Source organism: Pseudarthrobacter sp. S6 (genome assembly GCF_050156575.1).
Classification (GTDB): Bacteria; Actinomycetota; Actinomycetes; order Actinomycetales; family Micrococcaceae; genus Arthrobacter.
On the sequence record NZ_CP189581.1, the window covers coordinates 3987011 to 4007738 of the forward strand.

General features: G+C 64.8%; 19 protein-coding genes and 1 pseudogene. 8 read left to right on the forward strand and 12 right to left on the reverse strand.

Features of this window, described 5'->3' with window-relative positions; genetic code table 11:
• Nucleotides 1-170 precede the first annotated feature (170 nt).
• Nucleotides 171-1508, reverse strand: coding sequence for an NADP-specific glutamate dehydrogenase (gene gdhA, locus ACQCS0_RS19140; protein WP_426938940.1), 1338 nt, complete (start codon nt 1506-1508; stop codon nt 171-173).
• 161 nt (nt 1509-1669) lie between these two features.
• On the opposite strand from gdhA, the gene ACQCS0_RS19145 reads away from it, so the two are divergent.
• The gene (locus ACQCS0_RS19145) at nt 1670-2527 is read left to right on the forward strand and encodes a prephenate dehydratase (protein ID WP_354155121.1); all 858 of its coding nucleotides are present in this window, start codon (nt 1670-1672) and stop codon (nt 2525-2527) included.
• 12 nt (nt 2528-2539) lie between these two features.
• Here ACQCS0_RS19145 and betT read toward each other — a convergent pair whose 3' ends face one another.
• The 9 genes from betT to ACQCS0_RS19190 all read right to left on the reverse strand — a co-directional run bounded on the left by betT (nt 2540) and on the right by ACQCS0_RS19190 (nt 12984).
• Complete coding sequence (betT, locus tag ACQCS0_RS19150) at nt 2540-4831, reverse strand: choline BCCT transporter BetT (RefSeq protein WP_354155122.1); 2292 nt, start codon at nt 4829-4831, stop codon at nt 2540-2542.
• Between the two features lie 62 nt (nt 4832-4893).
• Nucleotides 4894-6849, reverse strand: coding sequence for an FAD-binding monooxygenase (locus tag ACQCS0_RS19155; protein ID WP_426938941.1), 1956 nt, complete (start codon nt 6847-6849; stop codon nt 4894-4896).
• A gap of 157 nt (nt 6850-7006) precedes the next feature.
• Nucleotides 7007-7378: a hypothetical protein gene (locus ACQCS0_RS19160; RefSeq protein WP_354155186.1), complete on the reverse strand. Its 372-nt coding sequence runs from the start codon at nt 7376-7378 to the stop codon at nt 7007-7009.
• Nucleotides 7379-7494: 116 nt separating this feature from the next.
• Complete coding sequence (locus ACQCS0_RS19165) at nt 7495-7920, reverse strand: heat shock protein transcriptional repressor HspR (RefSeq protein ID WP_256468729.1); 426 nt, start codon at nt 7918-7920, stop codon at nt 7495-7497.
• A 15-nt stretch (nt 7921-7935) separates the two neighbouring features.
• A complete protein-coding gene (locus tag ACQCS0_RS19170) occupies nt 7936-8910 on the reverse strand; it encodes a DnaJ C-terminal domain-containing protein (RefSeq protein WP_354155124.1) in 975 nt (324 codons plus the stop codon).
• 85 nt (nt 8911-8995) lie between these two features.
• A complete protein-coding gene (locus ACQCS0_RS19175) occupies nt 8996-9682 on the reverse strand; it encodes a nucleotide exchange factor GrpE (RefSeq protein ID WP_354155125.1) in 687 nt (228 codons plus the stop codon).
• Nucleotides 9683-9684: 2 nt separating this feature from the next.
• Nucleotides 9685-11556: a molecular chaperone DnaK gene (gene dnaK / locus ACQCS0_RS19180; RefSeq protein ID WP_354155126.1), complete on the reverse strand. Its 1872-nt coding sequence runs from the start codon at nt 11554-11556 to the stop codon at nt 9685-9687.
• A 222-nt stretch (nt 11557-11778) separates the two neighbouring features.
• The gene (locus tag ACQCS0_RS19185; protein WP_354155127.1) at nt 11779-12138 is read right to left on the reverse strand and encodes a hypothetical protein; all 360 of its coding nucleotides are present in this window, start codon (nt 12136-12138) and stop codon (nt 11779-11781) included.
• 114 nt (nt 12139-12252) lie between these two features.
• Nucleotides 12253-12984 carry a TetR-like C-terminal domain-containing protein gene (locus ACQCS0_RS19190; RefSeq protein WP_354155128.1) on the reverse strand — a complete coding sequence of 244 codons (732 nt, stop codon included), beginning with the start codon at nt 12982-12984 and terminating at the stop codon, nt 12253-12255.
• A gap of 156 nt (nt 12985-13140) precedes the next feature.
• Here ACQCS0_RS19190 and ACQCS0_RS19195 point away from each other — a divergent pair, with 156 nt between their 5' ends.
• Entirely contained in the window at nt 13141-13986 is an 846-nt protein-coding gene (locus tag ACQCS0_RS19195; RefSeq protein ID WP_354223737.1) for an NAD-dependent epimerase/dehydratase family protein, read from the forward strand.
• 9 nt (nt 13987-13995) lie between these two features.
• Here the strand turns inward: ACQCS0_RS19195 and ACQCS0_RS19200 are convergent, their stop codons facing one another.
• Nucleotides 13996-16212: an MMPL family transporter gene (locus ACQCS0_RS19200; RefSeq protein WP_426939965.1), complete on the reverse strand. Its 2217-nt coding sequence runs from the start codon at nt 16210-16212 to the stop codon at nt 13996-13998.
• A gap of 204 nt (nt 16213-16416) precedes the next feature.
• On the opposite strand from ACQCS0_RS19200, the gene ACQCS0_RS19205 reads away from it, so the two are divergent.
• Together ACQCS0_RS19205 and ACQCS0_RS19210 are read left to right on the forward strand one after the other, a co-directional pair.
• Nucleotides 16417-16926 (forward strand): MarR family transcriptional regulator, encoded by a 510-nt coding sequence (locus ACQCS0_RS19205; RefSeq protein WP_354155130.1) that lies wholly within the window; start codon nt 16417-16419, stop codon nt 16924-16926.
• Nucleotides 16927-16970: 44 nt separating this feature from the next.
• Nucleotides 16971-17792 carry a methyltransferase domain-containing protein gene (locus ACQCS0_RS19210; protein ID WP_354155131.1) on the forward strand — a complete coding sequence of 274 codons (822 nt, stop codon included), beginning with the start codon at nt 16971-16973 and terminating at the stop codon, nt 17790-17792.
• A gap of 111 nt (nt 17793-17903) precedes the next feature.
• On the opposite strand, the gene ACQCS0_RS19215 is transcribed toward ACQCS0_RS19210, so the two are convergent.
• Nucleotides 17904-19139: a transposase family protein gene (locus tag ACQCS0_RS19215; protein WP_354156531.1), complete on the reverse strand. Its 1236-nt coding sequence runs from the start codon at nt 19137-19139 to the stop codon at nt 17904-17906.
• A 158-nt stretch (nt 19140-19297) separates the two neighbouring features.
• Here ACQCS0_RS19215 and ACQCS0_RS19220 point away from each other — a divergent pair, with 158 nt between their 5' ends.
• The 4 genes and pseudogenes from ACQCS0_RS19220 to ACQCS0_RS19235 all read left to right on the forward strand — a co-directional run.
• Nucleotides 19298-19534 carry a type II toxin-antitoxin system Phd/YefM family antitoxin gene (locus ACQCS0_RS19220; protein WP_111908258.1) on the forward strand — a complete coding sequence of 79 codons (237 nt, stop codon included), beginning with the start codon at nt 19298-19300 and terminating at the stop codon, nt 19532-19534.
• Nucleotides 19534-19923, forward strand: a complete 390-nt coding sequence (locus ACQCS0_RS19225) for a type II toxin-antitoxin system VapC family toxin (protein WP_354155187.1) — start codon at nt 19534-19536, stop codon at nt 19921-19923. The genes ACQCS0_RS19220 and ACQCS0_RS19225 overlap by 1 nt, the downstream gene beginning before the upstream one ends.
• Before the next feature lie 41 nt (nt 19924-19964).
• Nucleotides 19965-20588: a LysE family transporter gene (locus tag ACQCS0_RS19230; protein ID WP_354155133.1), complete on the forward strand. Its 624-nt coding sequence runs from the start codon at nt 19965-19967 to the stop codon at nt 20586-20588.
• 2 nt (nt 20589-20590) lie between these two features.
• Nucleotides 20591-20713: pseudogene (locus ACQCS0_RS19235) on the forward strand (bile acid:sodium symporter family protein); the annotation flags it as partial.
• Between the last annotated feature and the right edge of the window lie 15 nt (nt 20714-20728).

Here is a 20728-nt window from a genome sequence, read left to right on the forward strand (position 1 = left end):
TTCACTCACGGGCACGCCAGTTTCACAGGCCACTCAAACGAACTTTGGATACAGGGAATTCCGGGACCGCAGCATGTAAACAACTCCGTGCCCGGATGAGGCAACAACGCAAACGGCCACCGACCCTTGCCGGGTCGGTGGCCGCTATGAGCGTCAGTGTGGGGTGTCCGCTAGATAAGCCCCTGCGCCAGCATGGCGTCAGCCACCTTGACGAAGCCGCCGATGTTGGCGCCCAGCACGTAGTTGCCGGGGTCGCCATACTCGTCCGCGGTTGACGCACAGCGGTGGTGGATGCCCACCATGATCTCGGTGAGCCGCTGTTCCGTGTGCTCGAAGGACCAGGAATCGCGGCTGGCATTCTGTTGCATCTCAAGCGCCGACGTCGCCACGCCGCCTGCGTTCGCGGCCTTGCCCGGCCCGAACAGCACACCGGCATCCTGGAACACCGAGACTGCGTCACGGGTGGAGGGCATATTGGCGCCTTCGCCGACCGCCACGAGGCCATTGCGGACTAAGCGCGCGGCAGCATCGCCGTCGAGCTCGTTCTGCGTGGCGCACGGCAACGCCACCGTGGCGTCGACTTCCCACACCGAGCCCGCTTCCACATAGGAAACGCCGGGGCGGCGCACGGCGTAATCCTTGAGTCGTCCGCGTTCAACTTCCTTCACCTCACGAAGAAGCGCGACGTCGATGCCCGCCTCATCCACGATGTAGCCGGAGGAGTCGGAGCAAGCCACCACGCTGGCGCCGAGCGTCTGCGCCTTGGCAATGGCGTTAATGGCCACGTTGCCCGAACCAGACACCACCACGCGCTGCCCGTCGAAGGACGAGCCACGGGTTTTCAGCATCTCCTGGGTGAAGATGACAGTGCCATAGCCGGTGGCCTCGGGCCGCACCAGGGAACCGCCCCAGGACGTGCCCTTGCCGGTGAGGACTCCGGATTCGTAGCGGTTGGTGATCCGCTTGTACTGCCCAAAGAGGTACCCGATTTCACGGCCGCCGACGCCGATATCACCGGCCGGTACATCGGTGTACTCGCCGATGTGCCGGTAGAGCTCGGTCATGAACGACTGGCAGAACCGCATCACTTCGGCATCGCTGCGGCCGCGTGGATCGAAATCCGAGCCGCCCTTGCCGCCGCCGATGGGCATGCCGGTGAGGGCGTTCTTGAAGATCTGCTCGAAGCCCAGGAACTTCACAATGCCCAGGTAGACAGAGGGGTGGAAGCGCAGGCCGCCCTTGTAGGGGCCGAGTGCGGAGTTGAATTCGACCCGGAAGCCGCGGTTGATCTGCACGCGGCCGGAGTCGTCGGTCCACGGAACGCGGAAGATGATCTGGCGTTCGGGCTCGCAAAGCCGCTCCAGGATGGCGGCTTCAAGGAACTCGGGGTGCCGGTCGTGGACGGGGCCAAGGCTTTCAAAAACCTCGGTCACCGCCTGGTGGAATTCAGCTTCCCCGGGGTTCCGCGCCAGTACCGTATTCCGGATAGCCTCAAGCCGAGCGTCCACGCCGCCTCCTCAAATTCATTGAATATTCAACTCAGCATGGTACCAATGATTGCCATTACTGAGCTTTCAGTCGCGGTCGCAATCGACTTCTGCGCCCGAATGGGGGCATTACTGCGGGCGGGTTTGGGCGGGTAGGCACCTGCCGTGAAACCATACGGAGCATGGCCCAGAAGATTGCGTACCAGGGTGAGCCCGGCGCCAACTCCAATATCGCGTGCATGCAGATGTTCCCCCAGCTGGAAAGCGTTCCCTCGGCCAGCTTCGAGGACGCCTTCGAGTTGGTCTCCAGCGGCGAGGCGGAACTGGCAATGATTCCGATTGAGAACTCGATCGCCGGCCGGGTGGCGGACATCCACATCCTGCTCCCCCAGTCGCACCTGCAGATCGTGGGCGAGTTCTTCCTGCCCATCCACTTTGACCTGCTGGGCATTCCGGGCAGCACCATCGAGGCCGCCACCGAGGTCCACAGCCACATCCACGCCCTGGGCCAGTGCCGCCGCCTGATCCGTGAGGCCGGGCTGCGTCCGGTCATCGCCGGGGACACTGCCGGCTCCGCCCGGGAGGTCCGGGAATGGAACGACCCCACCAAGCTGTCCCTCGCTCCCCCGCTCGCAGCCGAGATCTACGGCCTCGAGGTGCTGGCATCACGGGTCGAGGATGACCCGTCCAACACCACCCGCTTTGTGGTCTTGGCGCGGGAGAAGGAACTGCCCACCCGGGATGAGCTGCCCGGACCGGCGGTGACCAGCTTTGTGTTCCGCGTCCGGAACGTCCCGTCGGCGCTGTTCAAGGCCCTGGGCGGGTTCGCCACGAACGGCGTCAACATGACGCGGCTGGAGAGCTACATGGTGGGCGACGAATTCGCCGCCACGATGTTCATGGTGGACGTCGAAGGCCACCCCGAGGACGTGCCGTTGCGCCTGGCCCTTGAGGAGCTGGACTTCTTCACCGCCGAAGTCCGAATCCTGGGCGTCTATCCCGCTGCCGAATTCCGGACCGCGCAAACGGTCACTCCCTGATCCCGGGCCGCGTCACTTCCTGGCGCGGCCGTCCGCGCTGTCGCCGTCTCCTGCGGGCTCAACCTCCGCAGCGTCCACATCCGCAGGCTCAACCCGCTTGATGGAGCCCGTGGCCGGCGCTGCCGGAGGGGTGAGCACGGAAGCGTAGTCATGCTGGTTCGAGTAGGTCAGGAAGCCCAGGTGGGCCTCGTAACGGTCCAGGACGTCGTCGATCATTTGCTGGTGCGTTACGCCCATCAGGTCGTAGCCCTCGGAGCCAGTCTGGGCGAAGACTTCCACGCGATAGTAGACGTCGGTTTCACGGGACATGCGCCCGCCGAATATAGGCACCGGGGCTTCCACGGCCTGGACCTGATACAGGAAGTCGCGGTGGTCCGGGATGGTGACCAAAAGCGCGTAGCTGGAGATGCCGGGGTGTTCGTTCGCGACGATGTCCAAGGTGGCGGGGTGTCCCTGAGCAATGAATTCCCCAACCAGTTCCGCCAGGGCTGGTTGTGCGGTGCCTTCCATAAACAGAGCCACCTCTTTCTTCGACGGGTAGGACCGTATCCCTGCCAGCCGCTGGCGCCAGGTGCGGTCCCTCACGTGGCCTCCGTGCACCGCCATTGCCTGCCTGCGCAGCACCTGGCCCTCACGCTCTGCCCGCTCCATCCGCAGTGCCTTGGAGAAGGAAGCCATCACCAGCCAGGCGATGATCGTCACCGGCAGGGCGAAGATCAGCGTCGCGTACTCCATGGTGGTCACGCCGCCAGCCACCAGCATCGCGATGGTCAGCACCGCCGTGAGCGCTGCCCAGAAGATGCGCAGCCATTTGGCCCCATCCTGGGAAGGATCCGGGATGGTGGAGGAGAAATTGGACATCACCATGGCGCCGGAGTTGGCGCTGGTGACATAGAACAGTACTCCGGACAACGTCCCCAACCCGATCAGGAAACCGGCGCCCGGGAACATACCCAACAGCGCATACCAGCCCTGTTCCGGGCTGTCGATGGCCAGCTGAGCGAACTCGGTATTCCCGCTGAGGACCTCGTGCAGGGCGCTGTTGCCGAAGATGCTCACGATCAGGAAGTCACACAGCACCGGGGCGGTGATGGCTGCGATGACGAACTCCCGCAGCGTCCGCCCGCGTGAGATACGGGCTAGGAACAGGCCCACAAACGGCCCCCAGGCAAGCCAGAACGCCCAGAAGAACAACGTCCAGCCAGCCATCCACTCCGAGCCGCCCTCCTCGTACGCAAAGGTCTGCAGGGTGCGGTCGGGCAGGGTGAAGATGAACCGGCCGATGTTCTCCACCAACGAGTTGAGCAGGAAGGAGGTCTGGCCGGTCACCAGGATGTAAAGCAGCATGGCCGCGGAGCTCCAGATATTCAACTCGGAAATCCAGCGGATCCCTTTGTCAACCCCCGACGTGCACGCCGCGATCGTCAGGACGACGGCAACAATCACCAACGCGATCTGCAGGGCCAGGCCTTGCTCCAGGCCGAACAATAAGGCGAAACCGACATTCAGCAACACCACGCCGATCCCCATGGACGTGGCCACGCCGAAGACAGTGCCGACGAGGGTGACGATGTCGATCGCGTCGCCGATCCCGCCCCGGACCCGCTTGCCCAGCAACGGATACAGGGCCGCCCTGATGGACAGCGGCATGCCCCAGCGGTAAGCGAAGTACCCCATGGCCATACCGAGGAGCGCATACATGGCCCAGCCGGCCACGCCATAGTGGAACATGGTCCACACCACGGCGTCCTCGGCCGCCGCCGGCGTCTGTCCCTGGCCCGCCGGCGGGTTCATATACTGGCTAATGGGCCCGGTCACCGAGAAGAAAAGCATGTCGATGCCCACACCGGCCGCGAACAGCATGGCCACCCACGTGAAAAGCTTGTACTGCGGGCGGGAGTGGTCCGGACCGAGCCGGACCGAGCCTTCCTTGGACAGTGCCACCCACAGCACAAACCCGATCACCACGGTGACGGTGAGGACGTAAAACCAGCCGAGGCTCTCCGCGACCCAGGCCACCACCGTCTTCATGGTGCCGGCCGCACCCGTCGGCGTGAGCACCGCCCAGACAGAGAAGGCGATGATGATGGCTGAGGCGATGATGAAGACGCGCCAGTTGACTCTGGGCCCGCGGTCCTGAATGAGTTCGGCGGGCGCCTCGCTCAGTTCCTGACTGGAGACGGGAGGGCGGTTTTGGAAGTCGGGGCCGTTGTGCCGCCGGTCCGTGCCGCCGAGTTGGGTGCGCGGGATCAGCTTCTTCGGTGACCCGTCCTGGGTGTGACGCGCGTCTCCTTGTTCGGCCATGAAATCCCATGCTAGTCTACGGTCCGAATCGAGTCAGCGATTCGGGATCGATGCCCCGCCGGTCATGCCTCCTGGGACGGCTCTCCCTTCTCACGGAGCGGTAGCAGCGGGGCGAAAAACGCAGCGAGTTCCGCCGTCGCGCCCAACGGCAGGACGTTGGCCACGTACTGGTCCGGCCGCACCACCACCACTACGCCGCCGCGGTCCAGTCCGCGGAGCTCGAAAATGTCAGCTGCGGGATCGGTGGCGTAGACCTTCTCGTAGTCCGTCAGCTGGAACGGCCCGACTGACGGCTTGAACACTGCGGGGACAGCACCGATATCAACGTTCGTATGGTCCTGCTGGTAGACGACCTTCACGTCGAACCACGCGTCCCGGTCAGCGCCCGACGGCGTCGCGGCCAGCGGCGATTCGGGCGAGTTCGCGATCCACTCGGCAAAGTCAGTGGCGGACGAGGGCGGCGCCTGCTTCCCCGCCGTCGGCTGTTCCGTGGGCGATGTCGCCGCATCGGGTGCTGCCGCGTCGGAGAAGACGTAGATGCGCCACCGGCCGTCCGCCGTGGCGTGGTGCCCGAGATGCATCGGGTTGCCGTCGCACACCCGCACCACTGGCGCGGACTTGAACCGCTTGCCGACGGGGAAGCCCGCGGCCAGGTGCTGGTGCACCGGTTCCGCGGTGACCATGGACGGGGTGTACTGGGTCATGAAGCCCGCGGGGAACTCGGCCGTGCTGACGTAGAAGTCCTCAAGCTCGGACGGGTTCGCAAACTCCTCGGGCTTCTTCGCCATCATGGTGGACCACTCTTTGTCGAAGTCGATCAGGTTCTTCGCCACCACCTGGCGCTCCGCCGAGTAGGTGGCCAGCAGGCTTGCCGGGCTGCGGCCCTCAAGCACGTGTCCGAGCTTCCAGCCGAGGTTGAAGCCATCCTGCAGGGAGACATTCATGCCTTGGCCGGCCTTGGCGCTGTGCGTGTGGCACGCATCGCCGGTGATAAACACGCGGGGCGTGCGCGTCCCGCGTTGGTCCGGCAGGACGTCGTCGAACCTGTCGGTGAGGCGGTGGGCGACCTCATACACGCTGTGCCAGGCGACGTTGCGGACGTCCAGGGTGTACGGGTGCAGGATGGTGTTAGCGTGGCCGATGATCTGCTCAATAGTGGTGCGGCGCACCGCCCCGTGGTCCTCCGGCACGACCTCGCCGAGGTCAACGTACATGCGGAAGAGGTGCCCGCCTTCGCGTGGGATCAGCAGGATGCTGCCGCCGGTACCGGACTGGATGGCGCATTTTGTGCGGATGTCGGGGAAGTCGGTGACGGCGAGGACGTCCATGACTCCCCACGCGTGATGGGCCTGGTCGCCGGCCATGGTGCAGCCGATCGATTCGCGCACCTTGCTGCGGGCGCCGTCCGCGCCGACGACGTACCTGGCGCGGACCACCCGCACCTGGCCCTCCTCAGGGCCTGAACTGTGGACGAGCCTCACTGTGACGGGGTAGTCGCCGTCGCCAATTTCGAGGCTGCGGAATTCATAGCCGTAGTCGGGCGACATCCGTGCTGGCGCGTTGGCCATGTATTCGGCGAAGTAGTCCAGCACACGGGCCTGGTTGACGATCAGGTGCGGGAACTCGCTGATGCCTGTGGGGTCGTCCGGCGTGCGGGCCGCGCGGGCGATCCGGGAATGGTCGGCGGGGTCCGGTTTCCAGAACGCCATTTCGGTGATGCGGTACGCCTCAGCGATGATGCGCTCCGCGAAACCGAACGCCTGGAAGGTCTCGACGCTGCGGGCCTGGATTCCGTCCGCCTGGCCGATGACAAGGCGCCCGGGGCGGCGCTCCACGATGCGCGTCGTAATGCCGGGGAACCGGGAAAGCTGGGCCGCACTGAGCATGCCTGCGGGGCCCGTGCCGACGATGAGCACGTCCACTTCGTCGGGAAGTTCGGCAGTGCGGTCCAGACCGACGCCGGATGCTGACTGGACCCGCGGGTCACCGGATACGTAACCGTGGTGGTGGAACTGCACAGGCTTTCCTCACTTCGTTGTGTGGCTGGCAGGCATTGAGTTCGATAATAGAACTCAATATTCTATATATGAATCCTGCCCCAAAGTGGAAGTCTACGCGGCCGTGATGCACGCCACAACCTGCCCGTGCGGTGGTGGGCCGGGACCGGCGGAGCCGCTACCCCATCGCCGGCGCTACCGACGTTCCGGAACTGAGCTGTCGGCGGGCCCAGCGGGCGAGTTTCTTGCCCTTGCCCTTCCACCAGTTATCCTCGTCCTTGTCGTGGTGCAGGCGGAAGATGATCGCCACCATCACGAACATCGACATGCCAACATCCATCCAGGACCAGGCCAGCGCGTCGATCAGCACGCTCATGCCAGCGGAGATGATGGACGGAACAGCCAGCGTCCGGAAGACCGTGCTGGCCACATAGCGCCGGTGCGACCTCGGCACGGACAGCGCCCGCACCATGTCAAAGCACACGCACACCACCACGACGGTCTGACCGATGGCAAGCAGTATCAGCCCAACACTGGACCCTGCGAACATAACGACTGATGAACCAAACACGCGAAAACCCCCAGAGGCTCGAACCTGCGCTGTGAGACCCAGCTGAGGTTCCATTCAAGCCAGCGGAGGCGGTCCGGTCACGAGTAGTGGGTACTCTAGTTTCCCAATGCCCTGGGCCGCCAGACCACCACGGCCTGGGATCGGGCGCGGGGTCGCTGGCCGCGGGCCAGGCTCACCACGTCGCCGGCGGCACCAGCCGCGAAGATCCGCGAATCAAGGGGATCACGACGGCGGCCCAGCTCCTCGGTCAGTTCGCTCACCCTGCGCTGGAGCGCGGCCACCTGGTTTTCGAGCTCAAGAATGCGCTTGATGCCTTCGAGTGAGACGCCTTCGTGGGACAGACGCTGGACTTCGCGCAGCATGTTGATGTCCCGCTGCGAGTAGCGGCGCGACTTCCCCGGCGCCCGGCTGGGCGAGACAATGCCCAGCCGGTCATACTGCCGGAGCGTCTGCGGGTGCATATCCGCCAGTTCAGCCGCGACGGAGATCACGAAGATCGGCTGGTCGGCGCTGATGTCCACGGTTTGCTCCGTTGCTTAGAGCCGGGCCTTGGCGGCCAGGCCCTCACGGACATCGGCGTCTGCGGTGGCTTCGGCAAAGGCCTTCACGGCTGCTTCGGCTTCCTTGTTCAGGTTCTTCGGAACCGCGACGTCGATGGTCACCAGGAGATCGCCGGTTACCTTGGAGGTCTTCACTCCGTGGCCTTTGACCCGGAGCGTTCGGCCCGAGGGCGTGCCGGCCGGAACGCGGACCTTCACGGTCTCGCCGTCGATCGTGGGGACCTGGATGTCGGCGCCCAAAGCAGCTTCCGGGAAGGTGACCGGGACATGGATGCGGAGGTTGTCGCCGTCGCGCGTGTAAAACTCGTGGGGCTTGACGGACACAGCCACCATCAGGTCGCCGTTGCCGGCAGGCCCTGGCTGGCCCTTGCCACGGACGCGCACTTTCTGGCCGTCCTTGATGCCGGCGGGAACGCGGACGTCAATGACGTCACCGCTGGGTTCGCGCAGGCCGATGGTGGTGCCACGGATGGACCCGGAGAAGGAAATGCTGGTGGTCGCTGTACGGTCGGCACCCTTCGAAGGCGGACGCTGGAAGCCGGTCTGGCCGCCGAACCCGCCGCCGCCAAACAGGTCCGCGAACTCGGGCGGGATGCCGCCTGACCGGTTGAACCCGCTGGGCTGACGCCCTTGGCCGCCGGTGAACAAGCCGCCGAACATGTCCTCGAAGCCGCCGTTGCCGCCGCCGGCCCCGCCGGGAGCGAACCTGGCGCCGCCGCCCATGGCCCGGATGGCGTCATACTGCTGGCGCTCATCCGGATCAGATAACACCGAGTAGGCCTCGGAGATGTCCTTGAATTTCTTCTCCGACGCAGCGTCCCCTGAGTTTGTATCCGGGTGGTGCTGGCGGGCAAGTTTCCGGTACGCCTTCTTGATGTCGGCGTCGGAAGCGTCCTTGGCGATACCAAGGATCGCGTAAAAGTCCTTGTCCACCCAATCCTGGCTAGCCAATGGCGTTTCCTTTCAAAAGGTTATGGGGCGGTGGTTGAGCTTGCCGAAACCCTGGGTTTCGACAAGCTCAACCACCGGAGTAATGCTAGGCCGGGACGGCCACAATCACCTGTGCTGCGCGGAGCACGCGGTCCCCTGACTTGTAGCCGGAGCGGAGCACCTGGCTGACGGTGTCAACCTCGATGTCTTCGCCGGGCTGCTGGATGAGGGCCTCGTGGATCGTGGGATCGAACTCCACTCCGGTCTCGTCAATGCGGACCAGGCCGTACGTCTTCAGCGCGTTCTCCAATTTGGTGGCGATCGCGGCGAACGGGCCGCCGGTCAGGTCACCGTGCTGGCGGGCGGCATCGACGTCGTCAAGTACCGGAAGCAGGGAGTTCAGGACGCCGATGACGGCCATCTCTCCTGCCACGGCCCGGTCGCGCTCAACGCGCTTGCGGTAGTTGACGTATTCAGCCTGGAGCCGGAGAAGATCGTTCTTCATCTCGGCGGCTTCAGCCTGTCCTGCACCCTGTGCCACCGATTCCTCGGCCGGCACCTCGATGCCGTTGAGGATTTCCTCGGCCTGGGCGAGTGCATCGCCGTCACTGTCCACAGGCTCGCCCACCGGGGACTCGCCTGCCGGCGCGTCAGCGGGCTGCTCACCCTCCGGGTGCCGGGCCTGCCCCGTCACCGGATCAACCTTGCGGTTGTCCCGGATGACCGGCTCCTGGTGGCCGCTGCCTTGGTTTGGTGAAGAGTTGTGCTCTTCCTCGTTACCGTGGTGCGGCATGGCTACTTCTTCGCTTCGTCTTCGTCGATGATCTCGGCGTCGACAATGTCCTCGTCAGCGGCCTTATCCCCACCGGCGGGAGTACCCTCGGCACCTGCGGCAGCGGTGGCACCGTCCGGCGAACCGGCCTGGGCGTAGATGGCTTCGCCGAGCTTCGTCTGGGAAGCCTGGAGCTTCTCGAACGCGGTCTTCACGGCTGCGTCGTCGGTGCCTTCAAGGGCCTTCTTGAGCTCGTCGACGTCGGCTTGGACCTCGGTCTTGACCTCTTCAGGCAGCTTGTCGGCGTTGTCGGCGATCAACTTGTCCACGGAATAGGCGAGCTGCTCGGCGGTGTTGCGGGTGTCGGTCGCCTCGCGGCGGGCCTTGTCCTCGGCTGCGTGCTCCTCGGCGTCCTTGACCATGCGCTCAATGTCTTCCTTGGAGAGCGCCGTGCCACCAGTGATGGTCATGGACTGTTCCTTGCCGGTGCCCTTATCCTTCGCGGAGACGTGGACAATGCCGTTGGCATCGATGTCGAACGTGACCTCGACCTGCGGGACACCGCGCGGAGCCGGCGCGATGCCGGTCAGCTCGAACGTGCCCAGCGGCTTGTTGTCCCGGGTGAACTCGCGCTCGCCCTGGAAGACCTGGATGGCCACGGACGGCTGGTTGTCATCAGCCGTGGTGAAGGTCTCGGACCGCTTGGTGGGGATGGCGGTGTTGCGCTCGATCAAGTGCGTCATGACGCCGCCCTTGGTTTCGATGCCGAGAGACAGTGGAGTGACGTCGATCAGCAGGACGTCCTTGCGCTCGCCCTTCAGAACGCCGGCCTGGAGTGCTGCGCCAACGGCCACAACTTCATCCGGGTTGACACCCTTGTTCGGCTCCTTGCCGCCGGCCAGTTCCTTGACCAGGTCGTAGACAGCGGGCATACGGGTGGATCCGCCAACGAGGACGATGTGGTCGATCTCGGAAAGCTTGATGCCGGCTTCCTTGATGACGTCGTGGAACGGCTTCTTGGTGCGCTCCAGCAGGTCCTTGGTGAGCTCCTGGAACTTGGCGCGGGTGAGCTGCTCGTCGAGGTGCACCGGGCCGTCGGGGGTGACGGAGAGGTACTGAAGCGAGACGTTGGTGCTGCTGGAAGAAGAGAGTTCCTTCTTGGCCTGCTCAGCGGCTTCGCGGAGGCGCTGCAGGGCGATCTTGTCCTTGGACAGGTCCATGCCCTTGACCTTGAGCTGGTTCAGCAGGTAATCCACAACGCGCTGGTCCCAGTCGTCGCCGCCGAGGCGGTTGTCGCCTGCGGTCGAGCGGACCTGGATGGTGGAGAAGTTGTCTTCATCCTTGCCCACTTCGAGCAGGGAGACGTCGAACGTGCCGCCGCCGAGGTCGAAGACCAGGATGAGCTCGTCTTCCTTGCCCTTGTCCAGGCCATAGGCCAGCGCAGCCGCGGTTGGCTCGTTGACAATGCGCAGGACGTTGAGGCCCGCGATTTCGCCGGCTTCCTTGGTGGCCTGGCGCTCGGCGTCGTTGAAGTAGGCGGGAACGGTGATCACGGCGTCGGTGACCTTCTCGCCGAGGTAGGACTCGGCGTCGTTCTTAAGCTTCATGAGCACACGGGCGGAGATTTCCTGCGCGGTGTACTTCTTGTCATCGATGCCAACGGACCAGTCAGTGCCCATGTGGCGCTTGACGGAGGCGATGGTGCGATCGATGTTGTTGACGGCCTGGCGCTTGGCGATCTCGCCGACCAGGACTTCGCCGGACTTGGAGAATGCAACGACGGACGGCGTGGTGCGGCCACCCTCGGCGTTGGCAATTACGGTGGGCTCGCCACCTTCGAGAACGGAGACGACGGAGTTAGTGGTTCCGAGGTCGATACCTACTGCACGTGACATGTGTTGCTTCCTTCTTTTCCTTGGAAACTTGCTGGCGCTCGAGTGTTGAGCGTTCTGCACTCAACTTTACTCAGGGCGCAAGCGATGTCAATCCAAGGTTGAGCGGACTCCGCTCAACCTTGGATTGTTGGGTCACGGCATCTTCGGGCTATCCCCTGATTTCCAGGGTTTTTATGTCGAAATTCCGCTTCCCTGGCGGTAGTACGCTGTGCGTGAACGGCACTACGGCTTCTTGTCTTCGTCCACTTCCACCTCGCGGGCGCTGTCAACAGAGCCGGCATTGCCGTAGTCGCCTTCGGGATAGTCGCCTTCCTCGTTTTGATTCTCGGCGCCGCCCGCCGTGCCGGCTTCGCCGTAGTCGCCTTCCGGATAGTCACCCTCCTCGGGCCGGCTCCCCGTGCCGCCGACGCCAGCCTCGCCGTAATCGCCTTCCGAATAGTCACCCTCCTCGGGCTGGCTCCCCGTGCCGCCGACGCCAGCCTCGCCGAAGTCGGCCTCCTCATACTGGTCACCTTCGCCCTCCATACCGGGTTCGGTGCTGCCCTTGCGGCGTTCTTCTTCAGGTGCGGTGTTCTCACTCATGACGTGATCTCTCCTTTGAGTTCCGCGTCCATCCGGGCGCATTTGGAGTCTACTCAGCCCAGGCGGCGCGAAACAGGGGTGGCCGCAGACGCCAGGGCGTACTGCGGGTTTCCGTCAGGCGCCGAGCCCGGCAATCCCCGCGAGGACGGTGAGGTGGTGTTCAAAGAGTTCGTCGCGGGCACGGAAGGTGTCCGCCCCGTACTGGCCAAAGACCTCGAAGCTCACCGTTCCAAAGAGTGAAGTCCACACGAGCGTTCCGTTTGCCATAACTTCGTTCGGCACGGCGAGCCCGAGTCCCGCGCGGATCGCTTCCAGGTCGGCAGCCAAGACGGAAGGCACGACGGCGGTGCGTACCGCCGTCGTTATCTTGCCCGCCCGGTACGCACTGTCGAGAATGCCGACCAGGCTGTAGATCACGCGCGTGCCGGGCGTCGTGGTCTGGCCGGCGGGCGCCCGGTAGCCGGGCACCGGGCTGCCGAACAGGAGTCCGCAGCGCGCGGGCTCCCGCAGCGCCCAGGTCCTGACGGCCCGGCCGAGTGCCTTGAACCTGCCATCAAAGTCGCGCTCCGGCAACGCGTTCACGGCAGCATCCACGGCGTCGCAGAGCTCGCTGTAGGCGTCCACCAGAAGCAGCGTGAGGAGCTCGTCACGGTTGGCCACGTAACGGTAGACAGCGGAGGAGACAACGCCCAAGTCCCTCGCCACGGCGCGGAGCGACAGGGATGCCGCGCCGTGGATTGCCAAGTGCTCCCGACCCAGCCGGACGATGTCGGCAATCGTCTGGGCCCGTGCGCGCTCCCGCGGTGTCCGAAGGGTGGTTTCCGCGTCCGCGGCAGGGTCATTCATTTGTCCAGCATCGCATAAAGCAGAGCAGTGTCAACAATTGAGAGCAGCGCTCTTGACAGCCTCTGAATGAAGGTGCACGCACGCTACTGGGAGAGCGGTGCTCTCTATTAGAAGTCCATGGGGAGAAGTCATGACCGATGTCAACGAGGAGAAGTCATGACCGATGTCAACGTTGTTACCGGAGCCGGCCCCGTGGGTTGGACGGTCGCTGAACAGCTCGCAGGCCAAGGAAGAAACGTCAGGATCCTCACGCGCTCCGGCGGCGGCCCCGAGCATCCGCTGGTTGAACGTGTGAAAGCGGACGTCCAGGATGCCGCCCATGTACCAGCGGCCGAGCAAACGGTGCTGGCCGCTGCAGGCGAGGCGGGCGCCGTCGTTGTCTTCCCCGAAAGCCTTTACTCGTACAGCGAGCCGCACCGAGCTATGACAGAAGCGGGTCCGCGGACCGCCGAGGGCGGCAAGCGGGGTGTCCGGACCAAACTCCTGGAGGCGCGGGACGCCTCTCCGACCAATACCGTCAGCGTGGTTGCCGGCGATTTCTTTGGCCCACGGGTGCGAACCTCACATGCCGGCGAGCGCATGGTCCCCGCCGTGCTGGCCGGCAAGAAGGTGTGGGTCATCGGGAGCGCGGACCAGCCCCATTCGTTCACGTTCGTTCCGGACCTGGCGGCGGCTATGATCCATGCCGCGGGGACGCCGGCGCGGTGGAACAAGGTGTGGCACGCGCCCACCGGGCCGGCAGTACCACAGCGGCAGTTGGCCACAGCGTTCACGGAAGCCGGCGGTGCGGCGTCGCCCACGTTGGGAGCCATCCCGGGTTGGGCACTCCGGGCCATGGGTGCCTTCTCGAAGGATCTCCGGGAGCTCGCCGAAACCCTCTACCAGTTCGATCAGCCGTTCGTGATGGACTCCGCGGCGAGCCAGGCCGCCTCAGGCCTGCGTCCGACCCCCCTTGCCGAGGCAGCCGCGGCCACGGTGGCCTGGTGGCGCGCGCAGGCCTGAGGCTTGTGCTTACCGGCGGCCGGCACCCTCTGACGCGGGATGAAGATCGGGCTCCACCGGGCCAACATCCCGCCGCACCCCCACATCCAGCTCCGGCCGGCCCAGCTTGCCGGGCCACCAGATGCGCGGGCCGATGTCGTATGCGAGCGCGGGGACCAAAAGCGAGCGCACCAGCACGGTGTCCAGGAGCACGCCGAACGCCACAATGAAGGCGAGCTGCACCAGGAACATGATGGGGATGACGCCCAGTGCGGCGAACGTGGCAGCCAGCACCACGCCGGCTGAGGTGATCACTCCGCCCGTGACGCCGAGTCCGCGCAGGATGCCCGGCCGCGTCCCGTGCTTCAACGACTCCTCCCGCACCCGGCTCATCAGGAAGATGTTGTAGTCCACGCCCAGGGCCACCAGGAACACAAACCCAAACAGCGGCACGGTGGCGTCGGCGCCGGGGAATCCGAGCAGGCTGTTGAAGACCGCAGCCGAGACGCCCATGGCTGCCCCGTAAGACAACACCACGGAGAGCACCAACAGCACCGGCGCCACCACGGAGCGAAGCAGCAGCATCAGGATGAACAGAATGACCACCAGCACGATGGGGATAATGATCACCAGGTCGCGCTGGGCAGTGATGTTGGTGTCCAGCGCCGTGGCGGTCACACCGCCAACCAAAGCGCCGGCGTCGACCGTTTTTACGTCCTGGCGCAGCGCCTTGACCGAGTCCTCCGCCTCACTGGAATCCGCGGCGTAGTTAAGCGTGGCGTTGATCAGCACCTTGCCGTCGTGGACGTCGGGAGCGCTGGTAGTCCCGGGGGCGCCGGTGATCGGCACCCCGCCTTCAGCCAGGAGGTAGGCGTCCCCCACGCCGTCGGCCGCTTTGACCTTTGCCAGCGCCTCATCGGCTTTGCTTTCGTCCGCAATGACGACGGCGGGGCTGCCGCTGCCGGCGTCGAAATGCCGCGCCAGCGCGTCCTGGCCGTCCACCGCATTGGATGCGGTGAGAATGACGTCGGTCTGCGGCACGCCGTTGGCCTTCAGCTGCAGCACGCCGGCCGAACCCACCACCAGGAGGAGGACCGATGCTACCCAGATCGTGCGCGGGCGGCGGGAAACCAGCGAACCGGTGGCCCGCCAGATGCCCTTCTGCCCCTCCAGGCCGGTGACCAGTTCGGGCTCACGCTCGCCCGCCGGAGCCAGCTTGGGGCGGAACGGCCAGAACGCGGCCCGGCCGAGGAGCGCCATCAGAGCGGGCAGGAGGGTCAGCGCGGCGAACAGCGAGCAGAGGATGCCAGCGGCCGCAACAGGGCCCAGTGCCTTGTTGGAGTTCAGGTCCGAGAACAGCAGGCAGAGCAGGGCAATGATGACGGTGGCGCCGGATGCCAGGATCGGCTCGAACGACGCCTTCCACGCCGCCAGCACGGCTGCGGTCCGGTTGCGCGTGTGGGTCAGGGCCTCCCGGAACCTCGCCACGTACAGCAGCGCATAGTCCGTGGCCGCGCCGATCACCAGGATGGACAGGATGCCCTGGCTCTGGCCGCTCAACTGGATCCAGCCGAGCTTGGCCATGCCGAAAACGAGCAGAATGGCGGCGCACAACGCAAAGACCGAGGTGAGCAAGACGGCGAGGGGCAGGAGAAGCGAGCGGTAGACGATGAGCAGGATCAGGAACACCGCACCGAGTGCCACCAGGAGCAGGATGCCGTCGATCCCGGCGAAGGCGCTGACCAGGTCTGCGGTTAGGCCCGCGGGGCCGGTGACGAAGGTCTGCATGCCTTCAGGGGCGGAATCTGCCAAAAAGTCCCGCAACTCCTGGACGGATTCCTTCAGCTCACCGGTGGACCCGATCGGAACGATGAACTGGACCGCTTTCCCGTCTTCCGAAGGGATGGGTCCGATCACAGCGCTGCCTGGTTCGAGGCCCTCCAGTCCCGTTTTCAGGGATGCCAGTTTGCCAAGCGCCGCGGGGCTTATGGCGTCGCGGTTCTCGATGACGATAACGGCCGGCACTTGGTCTGAATCACGGAACTTCGCCTGCCAGTCCTGCGCGGCGGTGGCTTCGGCGCTGGCCGGCAGGAAGGAAGCCTGGTCATTGGAGGAGACCTCGTCGAGGCGCCCGAAGGTGGGTCCGCCCACCCCGGCGATGGCCAGCCACGTAAGCACCAATAAAACGGGAAGGAGCCAGCGAAGCCAGAACGGTACCCTCGCGCTGTGCTGGGGACTTGATTTCATGATTCCTGCTTCGCTCGGGGTGGCCGCGGTACACTTGATTCCATCCTAGAGTATCTCCACCATGGAGATAAATACTTTGGTTGGGTTTCCTGTTTGAGCGACGCATCTGGCATCGCTGCAGTAATATCCGTCAGGGCACCAGACAGGCTCACGGGCACGGGCACGGGCACAGGCAGGCAAGCGAGCGCAGGAGGCGGGACGAACATGACGGACGAAACGTTCCAGCGCCCACCGGACTCCGCATCCTTCGCCCTGGTCCGCCTGCTCCAGGACTTCACGCTGGAGGCCAACCGCTACGTGGACACCGCTGGCGGCCGCAACGACATGCACCGGACGGACCTCAATGCGCTGGCGGCGATCATGCGGCACACCGCCAAGGGCCTGGTGGTCACGCCGGGCATCCTGCGCAAGGAACTCAACCTCAGCTCCCCCGCCACCACCGCCCTCATCGACCGGCTGGACAGTTCGGGGCACGTGGTCAGGGAGCGTCTCGGCCCGGACCGGCGGCAGGTCCAGCTCCGCATGACACCGAAGGCGTTCCGGGACGGCAGTGCCATGTTCATGCCGCTGTCGCGCCACATGGGTACCGCCATGGCGGACTTCTCGCCCGCCGAACTGGAGCTCGTCACGCGGTTCATGACCGCCATGGTGGACGCCACCGTCGCGGCCCGTGAGGATACGGCCAGCGGCGGCCCTGCCGCCCCAGCCAAGTAGGAAGGTTCCGTCCGTTTTCCACTGCGGAGGGGTAGCGTTTCACTATGAGTGCGCAGCAGCCTGACGACGACGATGTGTACACGCACGGCCACCACGATTCTGTGGTCCGCGCCCACGCCTCCAGGACCGCGGAGAATTCCGCGGCCTTTGTCATTCCGCACCTCACGCCCGGGGTTTCAGTGCTCGACGTCGGCTGCGGCCCGGGGAGCATCACCTGCGATTTCGCCGGGCTGGTATCGCCCGGGAAGGTCACCGGCCTGGACCGGTCGCCGGACATCATCGCCCAGGCCACGGCATTGGCCGCCGAGCGCGGCGTGGCCAATGCGGAGTTCCTGGCCGGCAACATCTATGACCTCGATTTCGAGGATGAAACCTTCGACGTCGTCCATGCCCACCAAGTGCTCCAGCACCTCACCGACCCGGTGGAGGCGTTGCGCGAGATGCGCCGGGTGGCGAAACCGGGCGGCATTGTGGCAGTCCGCGACGCCGATTTCCACGGCATGAGCTGGTACCCCGCCGTCCCTGAACTGGACGAGTGGATGGACCTGTACCAGCGGATCGCACGACGCAACGGGGCCGAGCCCGACGCCGGCCGCCGGCTCGTGTCCTGGGCACAGTCCGCAGGCTTCACCAACGTGGCGCCCACCAGCAGCAACTGGCTGTATGCCACCGGGCAACAGCGGAGATGGCAGGCCAGGGTCTGGGGCGAACGAGTGCTGCATTCGGCCTTCGCGGAGCAGGCCCTTGAGTACGGCTTCGCAAATCCAGCGGACCTGGCCCGGATTTCGGCCGGCTGGCACCGCTGGGGATCCACCGACGACGGCTGGTTCCTCATCCCAAACGGTGAGGTCATCGCCCGGGCGTGATTTCCACATAGGGATCACAACGCCTATCCACCCCGCTCTGGCCGCCATAACGTCGGCATATGAGCCATTACGGAGAGAACGAATACTGGGCGGAGCCCGAAACGACTCATGTCAAGATGCACGCGAAAGTGTCTTGCTTGCCTCATCTAATTGTGCTCGCGTGGATGATGCTTCCAGTGCCCGTGTTTTCGCTGCGGCGAGTGCGATCAGCTGGGTCTGGATCTTGGTGATGCCGCGGGTGAGGTCGGCCGGGTTGGTGATCTCCATCAGCTCGGCGAGTTCCGCGGCTTTAGCTCCGGTCAGGATCCCGGAATCGATCACGCGTTGGTACGGGGTACGCGGTTTGTCATAGATGCGGGCCTTCTTCCCGTGCTTATTGGAGCGCCAGCCGACCGCTTTCGTGGTGGCGGTGAAGAGGTTCAGCCGTACCCGCACGAGGGCGTAGAGGGCGTTGAGCAGCTTCAGCTCCGCGGCGGTATCGTAGCGGTAGTGGAAGGCGTGCCGGCGGACCACGTCGCCGTTTTTCTGCTCGACGTGGGCGTTGTCGTTGGACTTGTACGGCCGGGACCGGGTGAAGTAGATGTCCTTGTCATCGACCCATTTGATCAGGGCGTAGTTGATGAACTCTCCTCCGTTATCGGTATCCAACCCGACCATGGGGAACGGCAGCCGTGCCACGACCTCATCCATTGCCTCCAGCACCCATTTGTGCGCGCCGTTGCGGACCGCGACGTTCTCGGTCCAGCCGGTGAACACGTCCGTGGCGGTGAGGGTCCTGGCGAATTCCCCGGCCAGGGTGGGGCCGCAGTGGACGACCATGTCGGCTTCGATGAAACCGGGAGCCTGTTCGTGTTCATCCCCGGCCTTGCGGACCGTGATTGAGTTGCGCAGCAGGGGCCCGGCCTTGGTCGCGGACAGGCCTTTAGGCCTGCCGGCGTCCTTGGTCGGTTTGAGCAGCCGGTCGATGGTGGCACCGGAGACCTTCAGCAGCTGCGCCCTCACCTCAGGGGTCAGCCTGTCCTTGTCCAGTTCCCCGAAGGCCTCAAGCTTGGGCAGCCACAGGTCCATGGTGGCGGCCAGGTACTTACCCGACGGCATCCCCGCGAACCGCCACACCTCGATCAGGACCTTGAGGGTGCCGTAGCCGTAAGTACGTCCCCGCGGCTTCCGCACAACAGCCTTCGCAGGACCCTTACGCTTACGGGCCGTGGACAGCGCCCGACGGGCATTGGCCCTTGACCAGCCGGTGACGGCCACCAGCTCATCGAGCACCGCCCCCTTGGCCTTCTTGGCTCCTTTCGCATAATCGCGTGCGTACTGCTTCGTGATTTCCCTACGCGTACCCATCGACAGGCCCATCCCTCATCGTCACCGCCGTGCCCGTGGCGGCCCGTGATTTACGCGAGCGTTTCTCAAATGAGGCACGCACCCCATCTCGCGAGCACTATTGATGAGTCTGGTCGGAGCCTTACACCGCCGAGGTTGACCAACTAGACTTGGTCAACATGGGACAATATAACGTCCAAGAGGCAAAAACGCGCCTGTCTGAGCTGTTGAATCTTGTTGAAAACGGCGAGGATGTGGTCATTGCCAAGGCAGGCCGCCCGGTGGCCCGGCTGGTGAAAATCGAGCGCCCCCACAAACGCGAACTGGGCTTCCTGGCGCCCCTTCAGATCCCTGACGGGTTCTACGAACCGTGGACCGACGAGGAAATGGGTGAAGTGACAGGTGGCGATCATTGATGCGCCTGCTCCTGGACACCCATGTTTTCCTGTGGGCTCTCGCTGAACCCAAGAAACTGTCCACCAAAGCCAGGAACGCCATCACCAAGCTTGAGAACTCGGTCTTCGTGTCGCCCATGACCGCATACGAGCTGTCGTACAAACACCATCAAGGCAAGCTGCCGTCGGGGGCAGCGATAGTGGCAAGCTTCGGGCGGCAGGTGGCCCACCTGTACGCCTCAGAGCTGGCCATCTCCGCTCCGCATGCGTTGGCCGCCGGTCAGCTGGACTGGGAACACAAGGACCCCTTTGACCGGACCCTGGCTGCGCAAGCCATGGTGGAAGGATTGACGCTGGTGACGGCAGATCAGGAGCTTCACGCCTTTGAGCCCGTGACCACACTGTGGTGAGGGCGGCATTCTTGTGGTGCTGACCGCACTAAACTTGGCAGGTGCAATTCTCCCTTTGGCTCGCCCTCGCCGGCGCCGGTGTCCTGATCAGTTTCACGCCGGGCGCCGGTGCCATCAACACCATGAGCAACTCGCTGACGTCCGGGTTCAGCCGCTCCATCTGGGGAATCCTTGGCCAGCAGGCAGCGCTGGTTGTCCACGTGGTGATCGTGGCGTTGGGCGTCGGCGTGCTGGTGGCCAGCTCCCCGGTGGCCTTCAACGTGATCCGCTACGCCGGCGCCGCTTACCTGGTGTACTTGGGTATCCGCCAGTTCCTGAGCAAACCGGAACTGGACCAGGAACAAGCCGCCGCCCTCCGGAATGAGCCCGCCTGGTCAATGTTCCGGCGCGGCCTCTGGGTCAACCTGCTCAATCCGAAGGCCATCGTTTTCTTCCTCGCGTTTATGCCACAGTTCATCCGCCCGGAACAGCCCCTCCTGCCCCAGTACCTTGTGCTCACGGCCACCGTGGTGGTGATCGACATCCTGGTGATGTGGTTCTTCTTCGCTTTTGCCGCCAAATCCTTCCAGCGCTTCACGCAAAACGCCCGCGGCCAGAAGATCCTCAGCCGGATCTTCGGGGTGCTCTTTGTGGCGGTGGGAATTCTCCTCGCCCTGATCCACTAGGCCTGGCCACCGCGCATTTCACACCGCTGGCCGCACTGCCGTCCGCCGTTTTTTCGCTCTGGCACAACATCTCCGGCGCTATTGTGGCGGCCTGGTTGGCGCGGCGCCCGCTGCGGGACGACTAGCAGGAGCTGCCTGGA